This is a genomic window from Paenisporosarcina quisquiliarum, assembly GCF_043641925.1.
GTDB classification, from domain to species: Bacteria; Bacillota; Bacilli; order Bacillales_A; family Planococcaceae; genus Paenisporosarcina; species Paenisporosarcina quisquiliarum_A.
Map to the genome: position 1 here is coordinate 33,638 of NZ_JBHZRU010000002.1, position 25,476 is coordinate 59,113.

A 25,476-nucleotide genomic window follows, 5' to 3' on the forward strand; every position below is an offset into this window, starting at 1 on the left:
CGATTTCTGGGGGCATGGCTTTAGACGCGTTTTCTCGTCACTTCCGGCGTTTTACTCGTCAACTTTTGATGATTACTCGTCACTTCTTCGATTTTACTCGTCAACTTTATGCATTTACTCGTCAAAATGGTCTCAAGCACAAGTTACCTTGGATATAATGTCCCAAGTTTTATAATTTGGGACATTTTTCTTTTAAGAAGTGATATCTTTTATTCGAGAGAACGTGATAGAATAAATTGAATTCTCGGAAATTCTGAGAATATTGAGATTGAGGAGTGACCAATGTGTTTATATCTGTTGATCAAGTAACTGAATACATTTATAACATGAACCAAAAAACGGAACGTAATAGTAGATTAAGTCGAATTCGATCGATTTTATCAGCATTGGGTAATCCACATGAACAGTTTCGCTCGATTCATATTGCAGGTTCTAACGGCAAAGGTTCCACTTTAAATGCTTTAAAAGAAATCCTAATGGCTGAAGGATTGAGAGTCGGAAGCTTTATTTCTCCGCATTTAGAAGTTGTCAACGAACGAATGATGATCAACAATCAAATGATTACAGATGATCAGTTAATCCAATATATGAATGATATTTATCCATACCTTCAAGAAGGTCAAGTTGGAGAAGGATCCAACTTTTTTGAAATCCTGACAGTCATTGCATTTGTCTATTATCGAGATATGGAAGTAGACATTGCCCTAATCGAAACAGGAATAGGCGGCACATTTGACTCGACAAATGTATTAACTCCATTATTATCAATAATAACTTCGATTTCTTTAGATCATACACAAATTTTAGGCGATACAATAGAAGCGATTGCGCGTGAAAAAGCCGGAATTATTAAACCTGAAATTCCTGTAATAAGCGCAGTTAAAGATAGCCAAGCAGTACAAGTTATTGAAGAAAAAGCTAAATTAGAACAATCTCCAATTTTTCAATTATATAAAGATTTTATAATTGAAGATGTGACTCAAAATATAAAAGTTCAACACTTTACTTATCAATTAAATGATATGCAATTGAAAGAGTTAACCATAAAAATGGCAGGACATCATCAAATTGAAAATGCGTCGCTTGCAATAACGGCTGTTCTTTTGCTTAATAGCTTATATGGCTTTACTATTTCAGAAGAAAACATCCGACAAGGATTAGCAACATCAAGTTGGGCTGCTCGTTTTGAAGAAGTGTTGCCGAATGTAATCATTGATGGTGCACACAATCCAGCGGGAATGGAAGTACTTATTAGAACTTTAAAACAACGTTACCTTACTGAAGAGATCCATGTTGTCTTTACAGCTCTAGATGATAAGGACATTAAATCGGTTCTGAACATGATCGATGAAGTGGCAACAAGCGTCATGATTACAGAGATTCATTTAAAGAATGCTGCTTCAGGAACATACATTTATGAAGCATCAAAACACCCGCACAAGGAATTAGAATTGAATTGGCAAGAAGCATTGGAAAAGACTTTGCAAAAAGTTAATGATCAAAGTGTGGTTGTTGTAACGGGTTCTTTATATTTTATGTCGTTAGCACGTCCTTATTTAAAACAAAAAGCACATGTAGAAATTTTTTAATATTGCCCCTGCCTTTTAAACAAGGTGGGGTTCTTTTTAATTTAGGTGCTTAATCAAATAAGTCTCAGAAAGGAAAAAATCATGATTGCTAAATTTAACGAGTATAAAGAACGCTGGGAAGTGGAGAGTAGAAATACAATTGAACCTGGATTAGATCGAATGATTGAGGCACTTGAAAAAGTAGGGGACCCTCATAAGAATTTACATATTATTCACGTGGCTGGAACAAATGGCAAGGGTTCTACAATTGCGATGATGGAAGCGATGTTATCTGTGCATGGGTTGAAGACAGCCTGTTTTTATTCCCCATGTTTCTTTGACGTCCATGATCAAATTCAATTAAATGGTCGGTATATTTCCGAAACTCAATTAGATCTTTTATTTAAAAAAGTGAAACAAGCTGGTTTAAGTGGTTTTTTAACAGATTTCGAACTCTTAACCGTTTTAGCTTTTATGGCATTTGAGGAATTTGAAGCTGATATTGTGCTAGTGGAAGCGGGTATGGGGGGGAGATTTGATAGTACGAATGTAGTAACTCCTTTACTATCCATTATTCCAAGTATTGCGATAGAGCATGAGCAATTCCTAGGGACAACCCTAAGTGAAGTAGCCTATCATAAAGCAGGGATTATAAAGCAAGCGGTACCAGTCATTATTGGAAATTTAGATGATGAGTCTTTAAATGTAATGAAAGAAGAATGTGCTAAACAAAAAACGACTTGTTGGATTGAATCTAAAGATTTTATGTTAAAACAAGATGTTTATCGAGATTTTGAAGGAAATCAGATGGATGGAATTCAAATAGGATTGAAAGGGCAACATCAGCTTTTAAATGGAGCCATTGCAATCCGTGCGATTATTTATTTGTTAAAAATGAAAAATAAAACTGTCGATGAAACAAAAATTCGAGATGCACTTCTAAATGTCTCATTGCAAGGTAGATTTGAAAAAATAAACAATCAACTTATTTTAGATGGTGCTCACAATCCAGCAAGTATTCGAGTTTTAGTAGACACGATTAAAAAAGAGTTTCCTAATGACCCGATTCATTTTTTTGTTGGGTTAATAAAAGGCAAAAATGCAGTAGAGATTTTAAGCATTTTAGAGGAGATTGATGCAAAATTTACCTTCGTTGATTTCCCAGATGAGAGAGCGATGAGTGCGCGAAATTTGCTAAATTTAAGTAACGCTACTATTAAAAGTGTGACTAAAGACCCTATCGTAGAAATCGAAAAAATATTTTCCGGAAATAGTAAGATAATAGTAACAGGTTCCTTATATTTACTAGCAAATATTCGAAAAAAAGCTTTAAAAATGTTTACGAATATTTAGAAAACAGTAATGACAAAACTTTCAATCTTTGATACGATGAACTACGAACTAGATAAAATGTACCAATTTGAAAGGGGCTTATATGAACATATCGAAACAAGCAAAAATCAATATTTGGATATTGTGGTTTGTAACCGTCCCAATTGGTCTCTATTTTTCCTATATAAATTTCGCACCATCGTCAGTCGAGTGGACATTGGTTTTAGCTTATATTGCAATAGCATTATTAACAGTTATTTTTCCATTTAAAGTGGCGGGAACTACGATTTTTTTAATCCAATGGATCAATCTTGCGACATTTTTAACATATGGACTTTTTGTCGAAATGATTATTACCCAAATTGCAATCATTCCGTTGATGTATCGTATGAAATTTCAAATTGTTGATTTTCATCGTGTACTATTCAACTCATTTATGTTTTTTGCCATTTCGTTTATAACAGGCAGCTTTGTCATGTATTTAGGATACGAGGTAGGGAGCACGAATCTATCCGAAATTTTAATTTATAGCTGTATTTACTTAATAACATTAGTAATAGTGAATCATATCATATTGCATTTTTATGTGAAACTTGAAGTGAAAGATCGAAAATTCTGGGAAAAAGACGTGTTTTGGGATTACACAGGTCTTATCATTACCTTGCCTTTTGGTATTACGCTGTATTTATTACAAATCCATGTTGGCCAAATAGCGTTTTTATTATTAGGTCTACCATTTTTAATGATTACCCTCGTGTTACGTATGTACAATAACTCAGCTTTAGTAAATGACGACTTAGGTCGCGCAAGTAAAATCGGACATGAATTGGCAGATCGACTAAGTTCCGAAACGATTATCGATTTATTCGTGAAAAATATCGGCGAAATGTTGCCTTTAGATTATCTTTATATAATTGATTTTAAAGATGACAAATTTTACGTGATGAGAGCCATTGAACGTGGTGAAGAAAAGAAGTTGGAGCATTCTCATGAAGTATTATCGAAAAGTATTCCTGGAATTGTGTTTAAGAGAGACAAATCCATATTTTTCTCGAAGAAATCAGAATGGAAAGATATTAAAGCAGAGTTTCTTCCACACAAGACCGAGAGTATAATTGCCGTCCCTATTAGTCGAAATCAAAAAGTAGAAGGCATTTTAATGATTGCCTCACGTAAAAAGCATGCGTTTGAATTACATCAATTACAGATTTTAAATCTACTTTGTTCATATTTTGCCGTATCACTTGAGAAAGCTAGATTTGTGCAAGATGCTGTATCGAAGAGTGAACGTTGTGGGTTAACTAAACTTTATAATTATCGTTATTTTGATCAAGAATTAGAGAAAAGGATGAATGATTTGTTAAATGGTAACCTTCGACAGCTTTCACTAATGATGATGGACATTGACCATTTCAAGAGTATCAATGATACATACGGCCATCAAAGTGGAAATGACATTTTGTATGGGCTTGCGAGACTCATTGAGAAAGAAATTGGGGATAAAGGCATTATTGCTAGATACGGTGGGGAAGAGTTTGTGGTCTTGTTGCCAAATTATTCGAAGCAACAATCATTGAAACTTGCGGAAGACTTGAGAGAACTGATTGAGTCGACACCATTTGAAATACGCACAGACTTAGGTGAAAAACGTGATCTAACGAAAGTGCAAATCACAACAAGTATAGGAGTATCAACTGCGCCTGAAGATTGTGATGAGGCAATGGCACTCATTCGAAACGCCGATCGAGCACTTTACATCGGTGCCAAACGAGCTGGACGAAATCGAGTTGCTGAATATATTAAATAAATTCGAGAAAAGACAGGGAAAATGCCTGTCTTTTCTTTCTTATTCATTAATTTAAACGGTATACTAATAGTGAAGTGAGGTGCCCAATATGACATTTGCAATAGGTTTAACGATTAGTTTTATTATTTTAAGTTTATTTATTTATGTTCTACCTATTATTTCAAATAAAATTAGTTTAAGTGTTTTACTAATTATCACTACTCTTGCATTTGTTCTTAGTTCATTAATGGCCAATCTTTATTCACCATTAATCGGGATTGGAATTTTCCTGTTACTTATAGGTTCACTATCATTATTAATTGGCAAAAAACGTATGTGGCTTGAAACTACTACAAATAAAAAGGCTTCGTCATCAAGAAGAAAAAGATTTAAGGAACTATCAGTTATCGAAGGAACTAATTTAGAGAATTTATCGTCAGTAGATGACCATATGCTTTACCACAAATCAAAAGATGATCATTTTGTTGAATCACAAAGTCCTCAAAGTGTAATAGATTTGAAAGGTATGCATAGTGATATTAACCTAGGTGAATATGAAGTTGCAGCATCATCAGATGAAATCAAATATAAAGATGAAACAAACATTGAAGTTAATGAGATCAGGGAAGAAAAAATACTTTATCAATTTGACAGTGAAGACGATATAAAACAAGAAAATCAAATAGTTTTTAACGATGAACTATCTGATCAATGGATGGAAAAAAGACTTCAATCCTTATTCGATAATGAAAAAATTAGTGCTGATGCTATAAAAGAAAATTCATTTGAAAACATAGGTGACTTGGATAATTCAAGATATGAAGATTTGTCAGAAGGATATTTTAATCAAAGCGGGAGTGGAAAAAATGGCTCAAAAGAATAGTCTTCAATTTTTCATTCTATCTCTTATAGTAGGAATTATTTTACTTGCGGGGACATTTTCTTTCACGAGCTTAACAAAAGCCGTACTAAACCCTGATTCTTTTACTCATTTTAAAGAAAATTCCTGGATTGGTCCCATTGATGTGTCTGGTTTAAATAAGGAGCAGTCTTTACAACTCTTATCTAAGAAAACGAATGATTGGAAGAAAAAAAATCAAATAGCCACCCAATTTCTATTTGAAAGCGCAAAGATGGATCCCGAAACTTTAACGTTTGACGTCCAAGGTTCTGTGAACACAGCTCTTAATGGACAAAGGAATCAGATGCAAGTTAATTTAAATGAGAATTTATGGAATGATCATTTATTAGAATTAGGTTTTACAGGACAAGAAGATATAGTAGACTTCGTCAACTTTAAACAAGATATTTTATCTTTTGCAACCGACTTACAACCAAATAGCGGAAACTTTAATTTAACTTCATACATAAATCCACAAGAAACTGGTGTATCTGAAATTGCTCAAGCATCCATGCCGTTTTCATTAAGCGATGCTAGTATATCTAGTTGGATTCGAAAGCATACAACTATTAAAGTAGAACCTAATCAATCTCTTTCACTTAATGATATTTTCATTTCTGAACCTGAAGGACTTTATTCAGATGAATTCAAAACCATTTTGGCTTCAACGATATATAAGGCAGCTTTAGAAAGTCCTTTTCAGATTTTGGAAAGAAATATTAGTCAAACCAATCCTTTTAAAATTCAAGCAGGATTTGAGGCTTTTATTGATGATAATAAAGATTTTGTAATTGAGAATGTGTATGGGTTTCCTTTAAATATAGAAACAACACAATCAGGTAATCAACTGGTAGTTAAAATCAGTGGGCCCGATGTAGGTATTGAAATTGATCTAGACCCACTTAAGAGAAAAGTTTTGCCTTATCGCGTTCAAATCCAAACCATTGAAAAATCTGTTCCTCAGAAAACAGATGAGGGGGTCGAAGGTGTTGAGGTTAAGTTAACTCGAACCGTATTTTTGAATCGAGAGAAAAAAGCAACCTTCCATGTAGCAAACGATTTATATTTTCCTAAACACGAAATACAATATCGACATGAAGTCAAAGCAACTGAAATGACGCCTCCTACCTCAAATGATTCGTCAACAGGAGAAGGAACAAATAATAATTCAGTTGATGGATTTCCGACTCCTAGTGTTCCTATTGGAGGAGGTAGTGGAGTAACGCCCAACCCAACACCAATTATTCCTCCAGGGGGAACGTCAACAGAATCTGATTCAGATGAAATCCTTAAAGAAGATCAAACTAAAAATACAAAATAAAAGGGAAGTGCCGATTTGGCACTTCCCTTAATTTTGAATATCATATTCTATCTGATTTTCAATTGAAATGAGATTAATTGAACCATCTAGCTCTACTTCATAGTTTTGTCCTTCTGAATCACCTGAAGAACCTAAAGTACAAAACTCTTCGAATTTTGTTGAATCTAAAATAATAGGTAGTCTAGATCCTCCCTGTAGTGAATAAGTCACCGATGAAGTGTCTTTGATATAAAATTTGCTTGTTGCATCTATATCAAGCATACCTAATGAGGACGAATTACGAATACATACCTTTGAATTATTTTTTAATTGAAAAGCACCTTTTTGAGAAAGAGATGATTCAAAAATCATTATTGTATTATCCAACTGAATTTGTTGAGCTAATGAAGAATCTACATGGTGACTTTTTACATTTTTGAACTGTATGTTCTGATTAAATACAGTAGTTCCTCTCACTTCTATATTACTTTCAGATAAGTTATTAATGTTTCCAAAGCTTGCATCACCCTTTGTGTAAAGTGTGAAATTTTGCCCGCCAATATTATGAAATGAACCCGAACCATTTAACATTATGGATAAACTATTGATGTTATTTAAATTGTTAAATGACGCATTATCAGTTCCTTGAATGATAACATTTTCAGCATTATTTAAATTATCAAAATCAGCTTCTCCTTTAATATAAAAAGAAATATTTCCGTTTGAATTTAGATTACTCATATTTAAATTGCCATTTACATATAAAGTTGATTTTCCATAATTATTATTATTTGCATTAGAAAATGTTGAGCTTTTGGTTAAATAAACAGTAGAATTATATAAATAATCAATATCAAAAGGACTTGAGGAATTACAGATTATCCCTGAGAACCATTCATTCTTTTTGGATGGACAAAGATCATTTTCAGTTGGTGGGAATGGTGTAGGCAGGGTATCTTCAAAATTGGGTGGTATTACAAATGATTCGTTACTTTCGCCAGTAGAACCATCTTTGGTTACCGTAATATTATAAATATTGTTTGGTAACTTAAATTTAACTAAATATTGTTCTGTTTTATTATTTACTAAACCTGAGATATACATAGTTACTAATAGGTTATTACCGCTATCAGTAATTATTGGTTCTTTATCAAGTTGATATTTTATATTGTCAGAGATTGGGGGAGGATATTTCGTTAAGTTTAATATTTTATTTTTGATAGTTAATAAAGCGTAATCTTCAATATCGTTTGCGTTTTTTTCAAAATCTAAATCTTTTTCCAATAAGGACACCTCGAGCTTAGCCTTATTTACTTCTTCAAAAAAAAGATTTAACACTTGAGCTTTGTAGGCTTCAACTCCCATATCTGTAATGTCAGAAAGAAGCAATCTATCATCCGTTTTTTCAACTTGCTTTTGTTGAGTTAATGTTAAAAATGATAAAGTGCCTATAAATCCAGATATGATTACAACTAGAAGTAGAGTTAAGAGGAGTGTATAACCATTTTGATTTGATATCGATTTCATGAAAACACTCCTTACTTAATTTTTGAAAATACGGTTTGAATTTTAATTTGCAAATTATTGTTTTCAGAACTAGTTAAAATTAGTGTCATTGGAAAGTCGAAATTATTTGGATATATCCGATCACCTGATTCAAATGAATTTGTTGATGAAATTTCATATAGTACCCCTGATTTATTGAAAAGATAACTCGCTTCAGAATCTGGTGTAATTTCAAGTGTCTTAAAGTCGGCATCTATTACAATTAAATAGCTTTCGGAATTCCTATGAACTTCTTGAAAAGTATTTATTATTAAATTTGCTTCTTGTTGAAGACTATTTTTTGTCAATTCAACATTGTTCGCGTGAAATGATTGAAAGAAAAATGCCCAAATAATAGTTGAAAAAATGCCGAAAATTGTTATGGCAGCAAGCAATTCTATTAATGTTACTCCTTTTTCGTTTTGTACCATTAATTATTCGCTCATTTCCTGTTTGATATATATCCGTATGTATAACTAATTTCATTACTCTTTTCATTGTATACAGAGACTTTCATCTGATATAAATCTTCAAATTCCCCTGAAACATCTTTTTTATTTTTCCATATAATTACGCCAACTGGGAAGTTATTATAAGTGCCCTTGTATTCAATAGTAGTATCCGAGATTTCAATAGTTTCACTTTCTAAAACATTTAGCAGTAAAGGTGAGTCGAAATTAGTGAATTTTTCTTTCACTAAAACCCGAACTTCCTTAGCAGTTGCTGCAGCTTGTAAGTTCTCTTCAGTCGATTTATTGAAGTTAGTGATTTGTGGAAATAATGATAGAAAAGACACAATCACTATTGAAAGTAAAACGATCGAGGCTAGAACTTCGATTAACGTTAAACCTTGTTCATTCTTGATGGATTTTTGCATTTCAATCATCCTTTTAAGTTCTATGTATCTATTTACTTCATGAATCTTATATACTAGAAAGTATACTACACTTTTACCAATGGAAGGTGTGTGAGTAATTTGGAGCGTAAACGCTTAGGAGATATTTTAGTTAGTGCAAATATTATTACTGAAACACAATTAATGGAAACTCTTGAAAAAAAGTCAGCAGATCAACGTCTTGGTGATGCACTTTTAGAGAGGGGCATTCTTACTGATCAACAACTAATCGAGGTTCTTGAATTCCAGCTTGGGATTGCTCATGTTTCACTGAATTTATTTCCAATAGATGAAACCTTATTGGGACTTTTGGGTGTAGAGTATTGCAAAAGAAACTTTGCATTGCCCATCGAAAAAAATGGAATTCAATTGAAAGTTGCTATGGCTGATCCATTAGATTTTGTAGCAATTGATGATATTGAATTGCGGACAGGTTTTACTGTTATGCCTGTTATATCGTCAAAAAATGATATTTTAGAATCAATTGATAAATTTTCACAAGTAAATAAAGATTTACATGTTGAAACTTCCAGTAGACTAGACGATGAAAGTCAAGAAGAAGCACCTGCCATAAGACTAACCAATCAATTATTTATGCAAGGTTTAGCACTAGGTGCGAGTGATATACATATTGATCCACTTGAAGATAAAATACATGTCAGATATCGTGTGGATGGCTTATTGAAAACAGATCGAGTTCTCCAAGCATCCCAATTCGCGTCACTTATTGCACGTTTAAAAATCATGGCTAATTTGAATATTACGGAATCGAGATTACCCCAAGATGGCCGAATTAGGCTTACTCAAAGTGAACAAATTATCGATTTACGTGTTTCGATTTTACCAACCGTTAATGGAGAAAAAGTCGTTATACGTATTTTAGATAAAAACAAAGCGATTAAACCAATGAACCAATTAGATTTTAATAAACGTTATTTACAAGCATTTATAAAAATGGTGGAGCAGCCTTCGGGAATGGTTTTATTAACTGGACCAACTGGTTCAGGTAAGACAACGACTTTGTACTCCGCTCTGCAACATATTAATCGAGACACAACCAATATCATAACGATCGAAGATCCTGTTGAGTATCAGATAGAAGGAATCAATCAAGTTCAAGTTAATCCACAAATTAATTTATCTTTTGCTAGTGGCTTACGTGCGATATTAAGGCAAGATCCAAATATAATAATGGTCGGAGAAATTCGTGATGAAGAAACGGCTGAAATCGCTATTAGAGCAGCATTAACCGGACATTTTGTTATGAGTACGCTGCATTCAAATGATGCGATTAGCAGTGTGCCACGTCTACTTGATATGAATATTGAGCCATACTTAGTCATATCCGCATTAAATGGCGTCATTTCTCAACGATTAGTTCGAAAAATTTGCGAAAATTGTAGGGTTGAACACATTCCATCTGCAGTAGAAAAAGTGGTGTTTGACAAACGTTTTATCGGAATTGAAAAAATCTATAAAGGGTCTGGATGCAGTAAATGCTTAAATACAGGTTATAAGGGCCGAATTGCGTTACATGAAATGTTTATATTAGATGAAAAAATACGTGACCTTTTATTTAATGAAGCAAGTATGTTTGACATTCAAAAAGAAGCCATGAGACAAGGTATGATTCCGCTTATTGACGATGGGTTATTAAAGGTTAAAGCAGGTTTCACTACTTTAGAAGAAGTATTAAAAGTCGCGAAAGTGAATTAAGAAGGGAACGTTGGTATGAATGAACAACTAAGTCAATTACTTCGAGCTGCATTCGATCTCGGGACATCTGATGTACATTTGACCGTCGGTATGCCACCTATTATGAGATTAGATGGTGAGTTGAAGCGTTTTGGACAAGATGTTTTAAAACCACAGGATATTGAAACGATGACCCGATCCATTCTGACTAATGAAATGTGGGAAAAGTTTATTGAAAAAGGGGAAATTGATTTTTCACATGGCTTACCTGGCGTTTCGCGTTTTCGAGTAAACGCTTATCATCAAAGGGATTGTATTGGTCTTGCTTTTCGAGTGATTCCAACACATATACCTACTTATGATGAACTATCATTGCCACCAGTCCTTCGAGATATTTCAACTCGTCCCCAAGGGTTAGTTTTAGTGACTGGGCCCACTGGTTCTGGTAAGTCAACGACATTGGCTTCAATGATATCGGAAATGAATCAATCGATGAAAAAACATATTATTACACTTGAAGATCCAATTGAGTATTTACATAGTCATGGAACCTGTATGATTAATCAGCGTGAAGTAGGTTTTGATACGAAGTCATTTTCATCTGGTTTACGAGCCTCTTTAAGACAGGATCCAGATGTAATTTTAGTTGGAGAAATGCGAGATTTAGAAACCATTTCTACGGCAATTACCGCTGCTGAGACGGGGCATTTAGTTTTTGCAACTTTGCATACGACGAGTGCAGTAATGACCATTGATCGAATCATCGACGTTTTTCCACCTAGTCAACAACCGCAAATTCGAATTCAACTTGCATCTGTTCTGCAAGCAGTTGTTTCTCAGCGATTATTCCCTAAAAAGGAAGGGAAGGGTCGTGTTGGGGCATTTGAAGTGTTACTAAATGTACCGGCTGTAAAGAATTTAATCCGTACTGAGAAAATTCATCAAATTACTTCGGTTATGCAATCTAGTAGAAATATTGGAATGAGAACAATGGAGTCAGAAATAGAACGTTTGGTTAAAGAAGAAAAAGTTAGTTTTGATAGTGCTAGTCCATATTTATCGGAGAAGACGATTTAATGGGATACTATGGATATGAAGGTCGAGATCGAAAAGGATTAGTGATTGCTGGTAATATTAAAGCTACTTCAATAACCGATGCAAAACAAAAATTGATGGTTAAAGGTATTTCTACAAAGAAAATTGAAGAAAAAACAGGGATTCTTTACACGGAGATTCCTTTATTGGAAAAATCCATACCTTTTAAAGAACTCGTTATATTCATTAGACAGTTTTCTACTTTGATTAAAGCTGGAATTACAATTTTGGACGCAACATCAATTTTAAAAGATCAATCTACATCTAAAAAAATGAAAATTGTTCTTGGGGAAATATTAGATGACTTACGGGAGGGTTACCCCTTCTCAGAAGCTGCTTCCAAACACCCGAAAGTTTTTCCAACTCTCTTTTCAAATATGTTACGTGCAGGTGAAGCAGGTGGGCAGTTCGATGAAATTTTAGATCGACTTGCCCTGTACTATGAAAAATCTCACACGACTCGTCAAAAAGTGAGATCAGCAATGACCTATCCACTTGTCTTGTTAGCGGTTTCGATATTGGTCATTGTCTTTATGATTGGATTCATTGTTCCTCGATTTGCAGGAATGTTTTCATCATTTGGAGCAGAACTTCCTTGGTCAACTCAATTACTTTTGTCATTAAGTTCAGTTGTAACAACCTATTGGTGGATGTTAATACTTGTTATCACAATTTTGATATTCGTTTATCAAACGGTTAAAAATAAATCTACTGTCCGTTATAAAATTGACTCTTTAATATTGAAAATTCCTGTGTTTGGTCCTCTCATGAAAAAAGCAATTCTCGCGAGAATGACACGCACACTTAGTACGCTATATGAATCGAGTGTTCCAGTAACGCAAGCGCTTGAAATAGTTCAAAAAGTAGTAGGAAACGTTGTAATTGAAAAATTATTGAGAGAGGCAAGTGTAAGTGTGCAAGAAGGGAATTCAATTGCTAAACCATTTGTAGGACATTGGGCCGTGCCACCATTTGTTTCCCAAATGATGATTTTAGGAGAAAAGTCAGGTACTCTTGATTTTATGTTAGATAAAGTCGCAGATTTTTATGAACAAGAAGTCGATCAAAGTGCAGAACAATTGAAAACATTGTTAGAGCCTATGCTTATATTGTTTATAGCTGTCGTTATCGGAGGAGTTGTGGCATCTATCATGATACCGATGTTCTCGATTTTATCTGAAGTTCAATAATTTTATAACTTTCGACATATTTCGACTTGAAATAATTGTTTACTAACCGATAATATAGGTAATAGGAAGAATGATGGACGCAAGGACAAATTACCTGTATGTGGGCACTTGGGTAATTTTGAGCAAATAGTGCACCCACCCATTGAAAACATTTAGGGGAGAGATTTAGATGAGAAAATGGTTAAAGCACTTAAAAAATCAAAAAGGGTTAACGCTAATTGAACTATTAGCAGTAGTCGTAATTCTAGGAATTATTGCAGCAATCGCTGTACCGGCAATTGGGAATATTATTAATAATTCTAAAGATGATGCACATCGTTCAAATGCTTTGTTGATTATAAATGCTGCTAAATTAGGTATTGTTAGTGGTGAAGTAACATCAACAATGCTTGATACTAACAACCAAATTTCTTTAGATGAATTAGTTGCAGCAGGAGTATTAGATGGTCTTCCTGCAGATCCATCAGTTGATGGCAAAACTTATAAATCAAGTTCTTTTGTTGCATATACTCCGGCTTCAAATAGTACTGGAGCAAAATATTTAATTACACTACAGAGCGATGAAACCACAGCAAAAACTTACTATTACCAAAAAACAGAAACCGAAATAAATGCTGGAGCAGACCCAACTCCATAACTATCTGATATAAATAGCCCTTTGCTTTTAAGCAGGGGGCTATTATTATAGTTAATACATACATATACATAGAATTAGAGGTGACAAAGATTGTCGACATATTGGGGAAATCATGCAGCAGTGTTTATTACATTCACGAAACGATATATCCGTATTTTGGTCGGCAATCGGAAACACCAATATACGCATGCGATTCAACGTATTATTGAAGATGGTTGGATTGACAAAAGTGAAATTATTCAAGATGAACAATTGGTTCGTGCTTTAACTTCGGTTGTAAAACAATATAAATTGGCAGGATTAAAAACATACGTCTCCTTTTCCTCACATGAATTATTACTTCGTTCAACAAAATTGCCGCTGAGTATTCCGGTTGAAGAGTTAAAAGGTAGTTTATATATGGCGCTTGGTGAATCATTCCAACTTCCTTTTCAAGATCCTATTATTGAAATCGTTGGGACTGAAGAAGTTGATGGAGAGAGAGAGGTTCGTGCATTGGCTGTTCCGGAAGAAGGTGTCAATAAAATGGTGGCCTTACTTAAGAAGTCAAAACTACGGCCAATCGTTATGGATGTTCCATTTTTAAACCTCTATCGTTTATTCCAAGAACAATTTCATTTAACTGAAGAACAGAATATATTATTAATTCATGCGGAGTTAGATGGAGTTCAGTTAAGTATGTTCCACAATCATGAACCGGTTTATGTTAGAACATTTACGTTAGCTCCACCAACTGAATATACGGCTTTTGAATCAAGAACAGGTTTTCAATACATAGAAGTCCCAAAAGAAGATGTCGTGTTTACCGAACATATGAATATGATGAAAAAAGAAATTGAACGATTACAGTCATTTTATCAATTCAATTTACAACAAGGTAAACAAAAAATCGACACGATTTGTTTAGCAGGCGATCATCCTCATTTAGTTGAGTTAAAAGAAAGTTATTCAGATTCAGAAGACATCAATGCTTTTCTCTTACATAAACAATCTTGGGGAACGAAGACAGGGTATAAGATTCCAGACTCATTTGCAGAATTAGTTGGCCTTTCTTGGAAGTAAAAGGGGTATTACATATGCGACATGTCGATATCAATCTCATACAAACTAAAACTAGACCGAAAGAATGGCTTTTTATCTCGGTTTTTTTAGTGATTCTTCTATTGTGTCTATTTGCCTGGTTATGGTCGATTTATCATGAAAAACAACAACAAGTTGAGAACTTAGAGAATTTAATTGCATCTCAAGTGTCAATTCCAGTTGCAACGGAAGAGGATCCTGTGGTGGTAGAATTTGATCGTTATGAATCCGCAGTAGAATGGGCATCAACTCAGCCGTATTCTAAACTTGCAATACTAGTAGAGTTATCAAAAAAACTACCAGTTCGTGGGTATTTCACCTCTTATGTATTTAGTGATAATTCAATTGAGTTAGAGGTTCAATTTGATACGCATGCTGAAGCAGCTTTCTATTTAACTTCGATTCAACAATCCCCATTCATAAATGAGGCGAGAATTTTATCCGTTACCAAAGATACGCTTTCCCAAGAAAATGCTGTTAATGAAGAAACATTTGTTCAACCTAGGACGATTGCAGTGTATTCAATTCTTTTAAATCAAGTTGCATTGAAAGACCTTGATTCCGAACAGGAGGGGTCTCCATGATTGTATTTGAACGAAAACATTGGCAAGTGATCATAGGTGTGTTTAGTGCATTATTTATTTTAAGCGTTTTATTTTATTTTTTATTAGTAAGACCAGCAAATGATCGTATCGAGCTATTAAAAACACAAAGTCTAAAAACTGAAGTTAGTGAGCCAGTGAATGAAGAAGCTGTTTCCTTTTCAGAGAGTGAAGTTGCCCTTTTGACCCAAAAAGTGCCGATTACTAGAGAAGAAGAATCCATTATATTAGACTTGGAAAAATCGGCTTTAGTCTCTGACACAATATTAGACTCAATTGTATTTCAGTATGATGGTTTGATAAATGAACAATTCACTGATGTTGAAAATGAAGATGGTTCACCATCTGAAACAGATACAGAATTGGTTAATACTAGCGATGACACAGTCCAACAAACGCAACCAGTTACAGCTCCTCCTGATTTAAAAACAATTGTTGTTGAGCTTGAAATTCAATCGAAAGATTATGAGAGTATGTTGCTGTTTCTAGAAGAAATGGAAAAGCTAAATCGAATTTATTCCATTGAAACATTTGCGTTTACAGGATTTAGTGAAGGAGAAGAGAGAGTAGGTCCAATGGAAGATTTATTTAACTATTCCATTCAACTTGTGACGTATTATGCTCCTGATATCAATTTACCGATAAAGATGGATAATCCTGCGTCTTCAGAAGAAGCGGAGAAAATGAATCCTTTACATGATGTTACAGAAGTAAAAGAAACGGTTGGTTCCGTAGAAGGTAGTAACAATTCTGCAAGTGATCCAAGTGTATCTGAAATAACTGAACAGGAAGTAGTTTTAGATCCTCCTTCAGAGGTTACAGAACAACCTGCAGCATCACAACAACCTGCTGAAAAAAGTCATGTTGTTAAAAATGGGGAAACCTTGTTTTCAATTTCGATGGATTATTACGGCAATCGAAATGGCGAAACCATCATAATGAAAGCGAATAATAAAAAAGTGAATACCGTATTTGTCGGAGAAGTTTTACGAATCCCTTCCTATTAAAGAATTGAGGTTTTTTATGACAATCACAATTTCCATATTCTTTTTCTTATATGGATTACTATTTGGTTCATTTTTTAATGTAGTTGGTTTAAGGATTCCAAAAAAACAGTCAATTGTTAGTCCTCCTTCAACATGTTCAAATTGTAAAAGGAGATTAACAATTTTAGATTTGGTTCCCGTATTTTCTTATATTTTTCTAAATGGAAAATGTCGTAGTTGTGGACAAAAAATTCACTGGATCTACCCGGTGATGGAATTATGTACGGGAATCCTATTTTCCGTTGCCTATTTAAAACTAGGGTTCTCTAAAGAACTTATCGTTGCTCTCCTTTTCATTTCCATGTTAGTCATCATCACCGTTTCAGATTTAGCTTATATGTTAATTCCTGATAAGATACTAGTTTTCTTTGGTGTCCTACTAATAGTATCAAGAATACTTTCACCACTTACTCCATGGTGGGATAGTGTAGTTGGTGCCTTTATAGGATTTGGTATTTTATTATTAATTGCCATTTTGTCGAAAGGTGGTATGGGTGGAGGGGACATAAAACTGTTCTTTGTGATTGGCTGGGTGCTCGGAATGATTCCAACCTTACTGACCTTATTTCTGGCTGCTTTTATTGGGATGATTGCTGGATTTATTCAATTGAAAATAAAAAATGCGGATAAGAAAACGCCAGTACCTTTTGGACCATCTATTGCAGCATCTGCACTGATTGTTTATTTTTATGGAGAGATAATACTCGAATGGTATACAAATTTGTTTATATAAGACGAAAACTTTTTTTGACGAGACGACATGAGTCTCGTCTTTTTTTATGGGCGACGTGATAGGGTGGAGAAAAATGAGGTGACCATATGCGGATTTCTAGAACATTTTCAAAGTTTTCTTACACACTAGCACTTCTCCACGGTTTTTTAATTGGAGCTGTATCCATCGGTTTGTTTGCACTTTTAATTCAGTGGCAAGATATTCGAAAGGTGGATACACCAGAATTAGTCACGCCTGTAGAAGAAAAAGAAGAAGTAGAACCTGTTGTTGCACCAACGGATGATAAAACCGTATTTCCTTTTTACGCAAAACAGTATGGTGTTTTTTCAACGGCTGAAGCAGCGGCAAACTTGATGCAGACTAATCCTTCTTTAGCATCTTCAGCTGTTATTTTAGCAGAGGATAAATATTATGTATGGTCAGCGGTAAGTGTAGTAGAAGCTGAAGTGAAAAATGCAGAAAGCAAAGATTCTTTTGTTAAGCCTTTTCAATTATCAGCATCTGGTTGTACGGAAGATCATTTAAAAAATATACCTCTTTTGCTTAGTGAAACAGATCGTGCAAAATTTTATTTTGAAGGGGTAGAGGCGAGCGTTAAGATTCCTGAAGACTGGAAGTCGAACATTGCAGCAATATCTACGCTTTCAAAGGAAATTAACGTTGTTCGTGCACAGCTATTATCACATTACGGAACACAAAATGAATGTCTCAAAATTGAATTTTAATACCTAAAAAACTGTGGTTTTTAAGTTATCTCCATTTACGATTAATTTTCATTTCCTGTGTGATTTTGTATGATGTCAAAAAGGAGATGTTTGATATTAAATTAACGACTAAAAAACCACTCATATTAGCAAGTGCTTCACCCAGAAGATTTGAATTACTATCATTATTAGAAATACCTTTTAAAGTGAAAACTGTTGAGGTTGATGAATCAAATATACTTGGAGCGACACCTGGAGAAAAAGTATGTAATACGGCGATGGCTAAAGGTTTACCGATTGCGGAAAAATATCAAGATGCCATTGTTATAAGCGCAGATACGATTGTTTTTTTGAATGAAGACCCTTTATATAAACCAATCGATAATAAAGTGGCCAGTGAATATTTAAAAAGGTTATCTGGAAATATTCACACAGTATATGCAGGTGTTTCGATTTTTCATTCAGGAAAATGTCATACATTCTTTGAACATACGAATGTTCAATTTTATCCATTAACGGAAGAGTGGATTCAATGTTATGTGGAAAGCGGTGAAGGGGCAGATAAGGCAGGAGGCTATGGCATCCAAGGTGCTGGAGGTTTTTTTGTAGAAAAGATTGTAGGGGATTATCATAATGTTGTGGGATTACCAATTGGGAAACTTTTTAAAGAGCTAAAGTCTTTAGGTTTAATTTCCTTTGGTGACGAGGTTGAATTCTATGACAACTGAAATCTTTCCGACATTAATGATTCGAGATGTACATGAAGCAGATCGACCACGAGAACGTTTAATTAGGCAAGGTGCCGAAAGTTTATCTAATCAAGAATTAATCGCGATTCTTTTAAGAACGGGTACGAAGCAAGAATCCGTTCTTCATTTAGCAAACCGTGTTTTAACCTATTTTGAACAACTTCACGAACTAAAAACTGCGACGATTGAAGAGATGACTGCAGTTAAAGGGATTGGGGAAGCAAAAGGGGTGCAATTATTAGCGGCAATTGAGTTAGGAAGACGTTTAGCTCAGCAAAAAACAGACGGAAAATTTACAGTTCGTTCACCGAAGGATGCGGCTACTTTTTTAATGGCAGACATGACATCATTAAAACAAGAAAATTTTGTTGTTCTTTTCATGAACGTGAAAAATCAAGTTTTGCATAGACAAACTATTTTTATCGGCAGTTTAAATGCCAGTATTGTTCATCCACGAGAAATCTTTAGAGAAGCTGTAAAACGTTCTGCTGCCTCCATCATATGTGCTCATAATCACCCTTCAGGCAATCCTTCACCATCACCCGAAGATATTGAAGTAACGAAAAGATTACAAGAAGCTGGTAAAATTATGGGAATCGAATTATTGGACCACGTTATCATTGGTGACCATCAATTCATTAGCTTAAAAGAAAAGGGGTACATGTGACACTATAATTTTCTTCATTTATCCGTTATAATGAAAGTTATGATTTCAAGTAAGCTGAGAACAACTGGCTAAGGATAGAAAGGAAGAAAATTACGTGTTTGGATTTGGAGCAAAAGATGTCGGGATTGACCTTGGCACAGCAAATACTTTGGTATTTATTAAAGGAAAAGGGATCGTTTTACGCGAACCTTCAGTAGTAGCTAAAAATACGAATAATGGCGATATCGTCGCTGTTGGTAAAGATGCTAGAAATATGATAGGTCGAACACCAGGTTCGATTGTTGCAATTCGTCCGATGAAGGATGGGGTTATTGCAGATTTTGATATCACAACTGCTATGATTCAGTATTATTTAAAAGAGGCTATGAAAGTAGCTGGCGGATCATGGAAAAAACCAAACGTCATGATTTGTGTACCTTATGGAATAACTTCAGTTGAGCAACGTGCAGTTATTGACGCAGCAAGACAAGCGGGTGCACGTGAAGCTGTTACGATTGAAGAACCATTTGCAGCTGCAATTGGATCGAACTTACCAGTTTGGGAACCTACAGGTAGTATGGTTGTTGATATTGGTGGAGGAACTACTGAAGTAGCTGTTATATCTCTTGGTGGGATTGTAACTAGCGAATCAGTACGTGTAGCTGGAGATGCAATGGATCATGCCATTTCAGGTTATATTCGTAAAACGTACAATTTAACAATTGGTGAACGAACTTCTGAAGCTATTAAAATGGAAATCGGTTCTGCTAAAGTAATAGATAATATTGAGACTATGGAAATTCGTGGTCGTGATTTAGTTACAGGATTACCTAAAACGATTGAAATTACATCACAAGAAATTGCTGAAGCTCTTAAGGAATCAGTTGCTGCAATAATTGAGGGTGTGAAAAAAACGTTGGAACAAACTCCTCCTGAATTATCAGCTGATGTGATGGAACGAGGAATCGTCTTAACTGGCGGTGGAGCACTTCTTAAAAATCTAGATAAAGTAATCAGCGACCAAACGAGTATGCCGGTCTTTATCGCAGAAAATCCCTTAGACTGTGTGGCAATTGGTACAGGTATGGCGTTAGATCATATGAATGTCATTCGACAACAGTCTAAACATTAAGGAGGTTTGCTCCAATGCCGCAATTTTTTTCGAATAAGCGATTGATCATGTTGCTTGTCGGGGTGATTTTTCTTGTGGCCTTGATCAGTTTCTCTCTCAGAGATCGTGATCATGCTTCTTTACCTGAACAATTTATTAAAGATGTAGTTGGTTTTGGACAATCTATTTTCTCTAAACCGACGCAATACATAACAGGTGTTTTCGAAAATGTTGATTCTTTGTTAAATACTTACGATGAAAACAAACGATTAAAAAGTCGTTTAGAAGAGTTTGCTAAATTGCAGGCTGACGTAAATGTTTTAACTTTAGAGAATTCGACATTACGCGAAATTGTAGACAAAGAAGAAAACCTTCGAAAATATGAGCCGATTCAAGCAACAGTTATCGCAAGAAACCCCGATCAGTGGGAAGAAAAAGTTGTACTTGATAAAGGGACAATTCATGGTGTTGAGGTTAATATGGCGGTCATGACTTCTCAAGGGTTAATTGGTAAAGTGTTTTTAACGACATCGTTTACATCAACAGTAGAGTTGTTATCGACTCAAAACCCTAATTATCGTGTCTCTGCCATGGTAACAGTTGATGGAGAGAAAAAAGTGTTCGGTTTAATTGAAGGGTATGATGATGAAAGAAACGAATTGATACTTAAACGAATTGATTCAAATATTGAAATTAAAGCAGGACAAAAAGTAATGTCATCCGGTTTAGGTGGAATCTTCCCTGAAGGGTTATATATTGGGGAGATTACGGAAGTGACAACCGATGATTTTGGCTTAACTAAAATGGCGTATATCAAACCAGCAGCAGACTTTGCATTATTAGATCATGTAATGGTAGCCAAGAGATCAATGCCTAGTGCAAGTGGAATTGATGGGGAAGTTATTGTTGAAGAGGAAGCAGAAAAAGAAGAGGATCCTTCATGATTCGATTCGTTGTTCCTCTTATCGCCATAGTTTTGTTTTTTTTAGAACCGGTATTTGGCTTGTTTTCTCCAATTGAATTGTATGGAGAATACCGTTTTTTAGTCCCTCGATTCTTAATTATGTACTTAATTTTTATCTCGATTTACTATAGCCGGAATGTAGCTATGATTTACGGTTTAGTATTTGGTCTATTGTATGATGTGACTTACATTGATATTATTGGATTGTATTCATTTTTATATCCATTAATATGTTTAATTGCGAGTTTCATTGTTCGATATATTCATCAACATTTACTGGTCACGACCACATTGTCATTATTGTTGGTAGCTTTACTTGAGTTTGTTTTGTATCAATTTTTCTTATTAATCGGATTAACTGATATGTCCATGAGCAATTTTGTTTATGGAAAACTGATTCCAACGATGATTGCCAATTCTATTTTTCTTATTATGCTAGGATGGGCATTTAAGTATTTAATAAATGCAAGGTTCATTCAACGTTTGAATCAACCATCATAAATTCGAATTTTACGCGTGAGGTGACGCATTTGACGAAAAAGCAACTTGTCTATATTAAAGGGACAAAAGACGGCCTAGTGCTTCGGCTAGATGATCAATGCGCTTACGCTGATATAGTTGAAGAACTTAAAAACAAAGTATCTGACGAAGGTATTGAAGGACAAGCAGAGGTTCTATTGCAAGTGGGACATCGATATTGTTCAGAAGAACAAATCAAAGAATTAATAGCCTGCGTTCATACTTCTCCGCATCTTCGGGTTTCTAAAGTTCAAAGCGATGTGATTTCTGTGGAAGAAAGCAATCGACGAATTTTAGAACGACAATCCGAAACGTATGTAGGAATTGTTCGATCTGGACAAGTTGTTACAGCTGAAGGTGATTTAGTTGTTGTAGGTGACGTTAATCCAAACGGTCGAATTGTAGCAGGCGGAAATATTTTCGTGCTTGGTCGATTAAAAGGGATTGCTCACGCAGGTTCTAACGGTAACACAGATGCTGTCATTGCTGCTTCTTGGTTAGAAGCTACGCATTTAATGATTGCTGATGCTCTTGAGATTATGACAGATGAATTAACCATATTATCAGAGCAACCTGAAATGGAATGTGCTTATTTACATGCTAATGGTTTTATTGCGATTGATCGTTTGCAAGAATTACGTTTATTAAGACCGCAATTATCTACATTTAAAGGAGGAAGCTGATGTGGGAGAAGCCATCGTTATAACTTCAGGGAAAGGGGGGGTCGGTAAGACGACGACCACCGCTAACCTTGGAACTGCATTAGCACTTCAAGGCAAGAAAGTTTGTTTGATTGACACGGACATTGGTTTAAGAAATTTGGATGTTGTTTTAGGTTTAGAAAATCGAATCATTTATGACCTCGTTGACGTTATTGAGGGTCGTTGTAAAGTGCATCAAGCACTTGTTAAAGATAAGCGTTTTGATGACAAGTTATTTCTACTACCCGCAGCACAGACAACTGACAAAAACGCTATTAATCCTGAACAAATGAAAGAATTAGTGACAGAATTAAAACGCGATTACGATTATGTTGTGATTGATTGTCCCGCTGGTATTGAGCAAGGGTATAAAAATGCCATTGCTGGAGCTGATCGTGCGATTGTCGTAACAACTCCTGAGATATCTGCTGTTCGAGATGCTGACCGTATCATCGGATTGTTAGAACAAGAAGATATTGCTCCACCTAAACTTATTATCAATCGCATTCGACAACATTTAATGAAATCTGGAGATGCTTTAGATATTAATGAAATTACGACTCATTTATCAATCGATTTATTAGGAATTGTTGCTGATGACGAAAGTGTCATTACTTCTTCTAATAAAGGGGAACCTGTAGTTATGGATCCTACAAATCGGGCTGCGTTAGGTTACCGAAATATTGCTCGACGTATTTTAGGTGAATCGGTTCCATTAATGTCTATGGATTTAGAACGTAAAGGTGTATTTTCAAAAATCAAAGCAATCTTTGCTAAATAATTATTACGGGGCCATCTCTTAAGTCGTTTAGTGACTTAGAGATGGTCTTTTTTATATCAGAACTTAGCAGGTGATTATCTTTATGGTGTACGCTTTCCGGGAGCACGTGCTTAGCCGCTTCCCTCGCGGTGCTCAGTCCAGGGTATAAAGCACGTACTAATTCCCCCAGGAGTCGCACCACGAGTATATAAACATCGATTGTTTAGCAATAGCTCTGGTATATAACACCAAAATATTGTTATCCGATTTATTTCCAGGGAAATCAAGAGCGGTTACTTGATTTTAGATTATTAAAGATTTAAGCCCAACACATCACAAGACAGCTACTTTGAAATACTGGCTTCATTAGCAATAGAAGCTTCCATCTTCATGAAAATCACCTTTTCTTTTTTTGATAGACAATGTCTACATATTCAATGAGACATTACTATAATTAGTGCTTTTTATTCAAAACTAGCGAATGTTATAAAATCAGGCGATTTTGTTTTTATTATTGTAGATGATATTTTGTTTAGTGTAGTGCAAGGTGGCGACTCCGGCGGAATAGCCGGTCCATGTGAGACCCCGCAGTGAGCATTGCGAATGAGGAGGCTCACGGACCGCCCGCGGAAAGCGTCCACCTGAAGCGGAACGAGTGTTTTATGTGTATTATTTACTAATTTAACTCAAGTCTATTAATAAATCTATCAAACTTGGCATTTGTCATTCATGCTCTTTCTTCTTGTTGCATATAGTGCATTAAAAGGAGGGGTGAGCGATGAGATGGCAGAAAAAGTGGTTCGTAGCTTGTCTATTAACAATAGGAGTTATTGGGATGGTTCAAATTGAAGAACGTGATGGTGGAAATTCACAGATTCGTTCCCTTTTTGAGGAAGGGAAAGATATTCAGTACGCACGTAAAATGATTATGTCATTAATGACTGATGAGAAACTTGAAGAAGTGATTCCAGTATCGGCATCTGTGCACCCTTCAATGAAAACCTATGAATCAATGCAACCTTATCAAGATGGCGTACTGGTTTCGTATACCAGTCCAGTTCAAGTGGTTGCTCGTGAAGATGGATTAATTCTGTTTACTGGTCAAACAAAGCAAACTGGGAAAACCATGACTATTTTATATGATAGTGGGGAAACTGTGACCTATGGATTTATAGAAAGCTTCTCACATTTACCATATACAGCAGTTGCTACGAACGAATTAATTGCCGAGGTACAACCAGGATCAATGTATGTTCGAGTAGAACGGGATGGACAGTATTTAGAACCATCTACATTGACTGAATGGATATCGGATGCCGTTAAATAGCACGATGCGATTTAGATTACATCCGATATTAATTCCGCTCATTTTCTTTTTGATTGGAACTGGTCAATTTGCTCATTATACGATTATTTTTGTCTCATTATTGATTCATGAATCTGGACATTTAGTTGCAGCAAAATGGACAGGCCTATCGGTTAAATCTTGTACAATAATGCCGTATGGTGGAGAAATTATCATTCGTAATTTTAGGCAGGCACCAAAACATCACCAATGGTTAGTGGCAATTTCAGGTCCACTCACGACAGCCATACTTATATTACTTGCGAATTTCTTATCGTTTCCTGGACAAGCTTTCTTTATTCAAGTCCAATTTACAATATTGTTTTTAAATTGTTTACCGATTCTTCCGTTAGATGGAGGACAAGCTCTTTTAGCATTAGTTCCTAATTGGTATGAATGGATATTAATGATGTCTATTTTTTTACCATTGTTTTTGATTTTATTTGTATCAACACAAATTCACTTGGTATTTATATTTGCTTTTATTGCCTATCAAAATATTAAATCATGGCAATATCGTAAATACGAAGCAGCATTTCAGGATATTGTTCAAAAGCGGTTGACTCTATGAC

General features: G+C 35.0%; 26 protein-coding genes and 1 riboswitch. Of the genes, 23 read left to right on the plus strand and 3 right to left on the minus strand.

The features are described from left to right. The first annotated feature begins 284 nt into the window (after positions 1-284). The 5 genes from ACHUE4_RS01875 (at position 285) to ACHUE4_RS01895 (ending at position 6,908) form a co-directional block, all read left to right on the plus strand. Positions 285-1,589, plus strand: coding sequence for a bifunctional folylpolyglutamate synthase/dihydrofolate synthase (locus tag ACHUE4_RS01875; protein ID WP_394187589.1), 1,305 nt, complete (start codon positions 285-287; stop codon positions 1,587-1,589). Positions 1,590-1,670: 81 nt separating this feature from the next. After that, positions 1,671-2,921, plus strand: a complete 1,251-nt coding sequence (locus ACHUE4_RS01880) for a bifunctional folylpolyglutamate synthase/dihydrofolate synthase (RefSeq protein WP_394187590.1) — start codon at positions 1,671-1,673, stop codon at positions 2,919-2,921. Positions 2,922-3,003: 82 nt separating this feature from the next. After that, the gene (locus ACHUE4_RS01885) at positions 3,004-4,707 is read left to right on the plus strand and encodes a sensor domain-containing diguanylate cyclase (RefSeq protein WP_394187591.1); all 1,704 of its coding nucleotides are present in this window, start codon (positions 3,004-3,006) and stop codon (positions 4,705-4,707) included. 88 nt (positions 4,708-4,795) lie between these two features. Then, a complete protein-coding gene (locus ACHUE4_RS01890; protein WP_394187592.1) occupies positions 4,796-5,569 on the plus strand; it encodes a hypothetical protein in 774 nt (257 codons plus the stop codon). Continuing rightward, positions 5,553-6,908 (plus strand): VanW family protein, encoded by a 1,356-nt coding sequence (locus ACHUE4_RS01895; RefSeq protein WP_394187593.1) that lies wholly within the window; start codon positions 5,553-5,555, stop codon positions 6,906-6,908. Before ACHUE4_RS01890 ends, ACHUE4_RS01895 begins: the two co-directional genes overlap by 17 nt. 27 nt (positions 6,909-6,935) lie before the next feature. Here ACHUE4_RS01895 and ACHUE4_RS01900 read toward each other — a convergent pair whose 3' ends face one another. From ACHUE4_RS01900 to ACHUE4_RS01910, 3 genes are read right to left on the minus strand one after another with little or no spacing between them, the layout of a single operon-like run. Next, a complete protein-coding gene (locus tag ACHUE4_RS01900) occupies positions 6,936-8,414 on the minus strand; it encodes a hypothetical protein (RefSeq protein ID WP_394187595.1) in 1,479 nt (492 codons plus the stop codon). Between the two features lie 11 nt (positions 8,415-8,425). Then, the gene (locus tag ACHUE4_RS01905; RefSeq protein ID WP_394187596.1) at positions 8,426-8,863 is read right to left on the minus strand and encodes a PulJ/GspJ family protein; all 438 of its coding nucleotides are present in this window, start codon (positions 8,861-8,863) and stop codon (positions 8,426-8,428) included. A gap of 11 nt (positions 8,864-8,874) precedes the next feature. Next, complete coding sequence (locus tag ACHUE4_RS01910) at positions 8,875-9,309, minus strand: type IV pilus modification PilV family protein (protein WP_394187597.1); 435 nt, start codon at positions 9,307-9,309, stop codon at positions 8,875-8,877. Between the two features lie 90 nt (positions 9,310-9,399). Between ACHUE4_RS01910 and ACHUE4_RS01915 the strand changes: the two genes are divergently transcribed. The 18 genes from ACHUE4_RS01915 to ACHUE4_RS02000 all read left to right on the plus strand — a co-directional run bounded on the left by ACHUE4_RS01915 (position 9,400) and on the right by ACHUE4_RS02000 (position 25,475). Next, positions 9,400-11,043: a GspE/PulE family protein gene (locus ACHUE4_RS01915; RefSeq protein ID WP_394187598.1), complete on the plus strand. Its 1,644-nt coding sequence runs from the start codon at positions 9,400-9,402 to the stop codon at positions 11,041-11,043. A 15-nt stretch (positions 11,044-11,058) separates the two neighbouring features. Then, positions 11,059-12,099 (plus strand): type IV pilus twitching motility protein PilT, encoded by a 1,041-nt coding sequence (locus ACHUE4_RS01920; protein ID WP_394187599.1) that lies wholly within the window; start codon positions 11,059-11,061, stop codon positions 12,097-12,099. After that, positions 12,099-13,307: a type II secretion system F family protein gene (locus tag ACHUE4_RS01925; protein WP_394187600.1), complete on the plus strand. Its 1,209-nt coding sequence runs from the start codon at positions 12,099-12,101 to the stop codon at positions 13,305-13,307. Before ACHUE4_RS01920 ends, ACHUE4_RS01925 begins: the two co-directional genes overlap by 1 nt. Before the next feature lie 66 nt (positions 13,308-13,373). Next, positions 13,374-13,457: riboswitch (cyclic di-GMP riboswitch) on the plus strand. A 19-nt stretch (positions 13,458-13,476) separates the two neighbouring features. After that, positions 13,477-13,944 (plus strand): type II secretion system protein, encoded by a 468-nt coding sequence (locus ACHUE4_RS01930; RefSeq protein ID WP_394187601.1) that lies wholly within the window; start codon positions 13,477-13,479, stop codon positions 13,942-13,944. Between the two features lie 90 nt (positions 13,945-14,034). Further along, positions 14,035-15,006, plus strand: a complete 972-nt coding sequence (pilM, locus tag ACHUE4_RS01935; protein WP_394187602.1) for a type IV pilus biogenesis protein PilM — start codon at positions 14,035-14,037, stop codon at positions 15,004-15,006. Positions 15,007-15,020: 14 nt separating this feature from the next. Continuing rightward, a complete protein-coding gene (locus ACHUE4_RS01940; protein ID WP_394187603.1) occupies positions 15,021-15,608 on the plus strand; it encodes a PilN domain-containing protein in 588 nt (195 codons plus the stop codon). Beyond that, a complete protein-coding gene (locus tag ACHUE4_RS01945; protein WP_394187604.1) occupies positions 15,605-16,633 on the plus strand; it encodes a LysM peptidoglycan-binding domain-containing protein in 1,029 nt (342 codons plus the stop codon). The genes ACHUE4_RS01940 and ACHUE4_RS01945 overlap by 4 nt, the downstream gene beginning before the upstream one ends. 16 nt (positions 16,634-16,649) lie before the next feature. After that, positions 16,650-17,405, plus strand: a complete 756-nt coding sequence (locus tag ACHUE4_RS01950) for a prepilin peptidase (protein ID WP_394187605.1) — start codon at positions 16,650-16,652, stop codon at positions 17,403-17,405. An 86-nt stretch (positions 17,406-17,491) separates the two neighbouring features. After that, positions 17,492-18,130 carry a hypothetical protein gene (locus ACHUE4_RS01955; RefSeq protein ID WP_394187606.1) on the plus strand — a complete coding sequence of 213 codons (639 nt, stop codon included), beginning with the start codon at positions 17,492-17,494 and terminating at the stop codon, positions 18,128-18,130. 86 nt (positions 18,131-18,216) lie between these two features. Next, positions 18,217-18,837, plus strand: coding sequence for a Maf family protein (locus ACHUE4_RS01960; protein ID WP_394187607.1), 621 nt, complete (start codon positions 18,217-18,219; stop codon positions 18,835-18,837). Continuing rightward, complete coding sequence (gene radC / locus ACHUE4_RS01965; RefSeq protein ID WP_394187608.1) at positions 18,827-19,525, plus strand: RadC family protein; 699 nt, start codon at positions 18,827-18,829, stop codon at positions 19,523-19,525. The genes ACHUE4_RS01960 and radC overlap by 11 nt, the downstream gene beginning before the upstream one ends. 94 nt (positions 19,526-19,619) lie before the next feature. Next, positions 19,620-20,636: a rod shape-determining protein gene (locus ACHUE4_RS01970; RefSeq protein ID WP_394187609.1), complete on the plus strand. Its 1,017-nt coding sequence runs from the start codon at positions 19,620-19,622 to the stop codon at positions 20,634-20,636. 14 nt (positions 20,637-20,650) lie between these two features. After that, positions 20,651-21,559: a rod shape-determining protein MreC gene (gene mreC / locus ACHUE4_RS01975; protein ID WP_394187610.1), complete on the plus strand. Its 909-nt coding sequence runs from the start codon at positions 20,651-20,653 to the stop codon at positions 21,557-21,559. Then, on the plus strand, positions 21,556-22,080 hold the full coding sequence (gene mreD / locus ACHUE4_RS01980; protein WP_394187611.1) for a rod shape-determining protein MreD: 525 nt from the start codon (positions 21,556-21,558) through the stop codon (positions 22,078-22,080). The genes mreC and mreD overlap by 4 nt, the downstream gene beginning before the upstream one ends. Before the next feature lie 29 nt (positions 22,081-22,109). After that, positions 22,110-22,781, plus strand: coding sequence for a septum site-determining protein MinC (minC, locus tag ACHUE4_RS01985; RefSeq protein ID WP_394187612.1), 672 nt, complete (start codon positions 22,110-22,112; stop codon positions 22,779-22,781). Between the two features lies 1 nt (position 22,782). Next, complete coding sequence (gene minD, locus ACHUE4_RS01990) at positions 22,783-23,580, plus strand: septum site-determining protein MinD (protein WP_394187613.1); 798 nt, start codon at positions 22,783-22,785, stop codon at positions 23,578-23,580. A gap of 757 nt (positions 23,581-24,337) precedes the next feature. Continuing rightward, on the plus strand, positions 24,338-24,886 hold the full coding sequence (locus ACHUE4_RS01995; protein WP_394187614.1) for a hypothetical protein: 549 nt from the start codon (positions 24,338-24,340) through the stop codon (positions 24,884-24,886). Next, complete coding sequence (locus tag ACHUE4_RS02000; RefSeq protein ID WP_394187615.1) at positions 24,873-25,475, plus strand: site-2 protease family protein; 603 nt, start codon at positions 24,873-24,875, stop codon at positions 25,473-25,475. Before ACHUE4_RS01995 ends, ACHUE4_RS02000 begins: the two co-directional genes overlap by 14 nt. Position 25,476 lies beyond the last annotated feature (1 nt).

Bases quoted from the DNA above. Each gene is read 5' to 3' on its own strand.
- ACHUE4_RS01880 (WP_394187590.1), top strand. From the start codon at position 1,671: ATGATTGCTAAATTTAACGAGTATAAAGAACGCTGGGAAGTGGAGAGT.
- ACHUE4_RS01885 (WP_394187591.1), top strand. From the start codon at position 3,004: ATGAACATATCGAAACAAGCAAAAATCAATATTTGGATATTGTGGTTT.
- ACHUE4_RS01890 (WP_394187592.1), top strand. From the start codon at position 4,796: ATGACATTTGCAATAGGTTTAACGATTAGTTTTATTATTTTAAGTTTA.
- ACHUE4_RS01895 (WP_394187593.1), top strand. From the start codon at position 5,553: ATGGCTCAAAAGAATAGTCTTCAATTTTTCATTCTATCTCTTATAGTA.
- ACHUE4_RS01900 (WP_394187595.1), bottom strand. From the start codon at position 8,414: ATGAAATCGATATCAAATCAAAATGGTTATACACTCCTCTTAACTCTA.
- ACHUE4_RS01905 (WP_394187596.1), bottom strand. From the start codon at position 8,863: ATGGTACAAAACGAAAAAGGAGTAACATTAATAGAATTGCTTGCTGCC.
- ACHUE4_RS01910 (WP_394187597.1), bottom strand. From the start codon at position 9,309: ATGCAAAAATCCATCAAGAATGAACAAGGTTTAACGTTAATCGAAGTT.
- ACHUE4_RS01920 (WP_394187599.1), top strand. From the start codon at position 11,059: ATGAATGAACAACTAAGTCAATTACTTCGAGCTGCATTCGATCTCGGG.
- ACHUE4_RS01925 (WP_394187600.1), top strand. From the start codon at position 12,099: ATGGGATACTATGGATATGAAGGTCGAGATCGAAAAGGATTAGTGATT.
- ACHUE4_RS01930 (WP_394187601.1), top strand. From the start codon at position 13,477: ATGAGAAAATGGTTAAAGCACTTAAAAAATCAAAAAGGGTTAACGCTA.
- ACHUE4_RS01940 (WP_394187603.1), top strand. From the start codon at position 15,021: ATGCGACATGTCGATATCAATCTCATACAAACTAAAACTAGACCGAAA.
- ACHUE4_RS01945 (WP_394187604.1), top strand. From the start codon at position 15,605: ATGATTGTATTTGAACGAAAACATTGGCAAGTGATCATAGGTGTGTTT.
- ACHUE4_RS01950 (WP_394187605.1), top strand. From the start codon at position 16,650: ATGACAATCACAATTTCCATATTCTTTTTCTTATATGGATTACTATTT.
- ACHUE4_RS01955 (WP_394187606.1), top strand. From the start codon at position 17,492: ATGCGGATTTCTAGAACATTTTCAAAGTTTTCTTACACACTAGCACTT.
- ACHUE4_RS01960 (WP_394187607.1), top strand. From the start codon at position 18,217: ATGTTTGATATTAAATTAACGACTAAAAAACCACTCATATTAGCAAGT.
- radC (WP_394187608.1), top strand. From the start codon at position 18,827: ATGACAACTGAAATCTTTCCGACATTAATGATTCGAGATGTACATGAA.
- mreC (WP_394187610.1), top strand. From the start codon at position 20,651: ATGCCGCAATTTTTTTCGAATAAGCGATTGATCATGTTGCTTGTCGGG.
- mreD (WP_394187611.1), top strand. From the start codon at position 21,556: ATGATTCGATTCGTTGTTCCTCTTATCGCCATAGTTTTGTTTTTTTTA.
- ACHUE4_RS01995 (WP_394187614.1), top strand. From the start codon at position 24,338: ATGAGATGGCAGAAAAAGTGGTTCGTAGCTTGTCTATTAACAATAGGA.
- ACHUE4_RS02000 (WP_394187615.1), top strand. From the start codon at position 24,873: ATGCCGTTAAATAGCACGATGCGATTTAGATTACATCCGATATTAATT.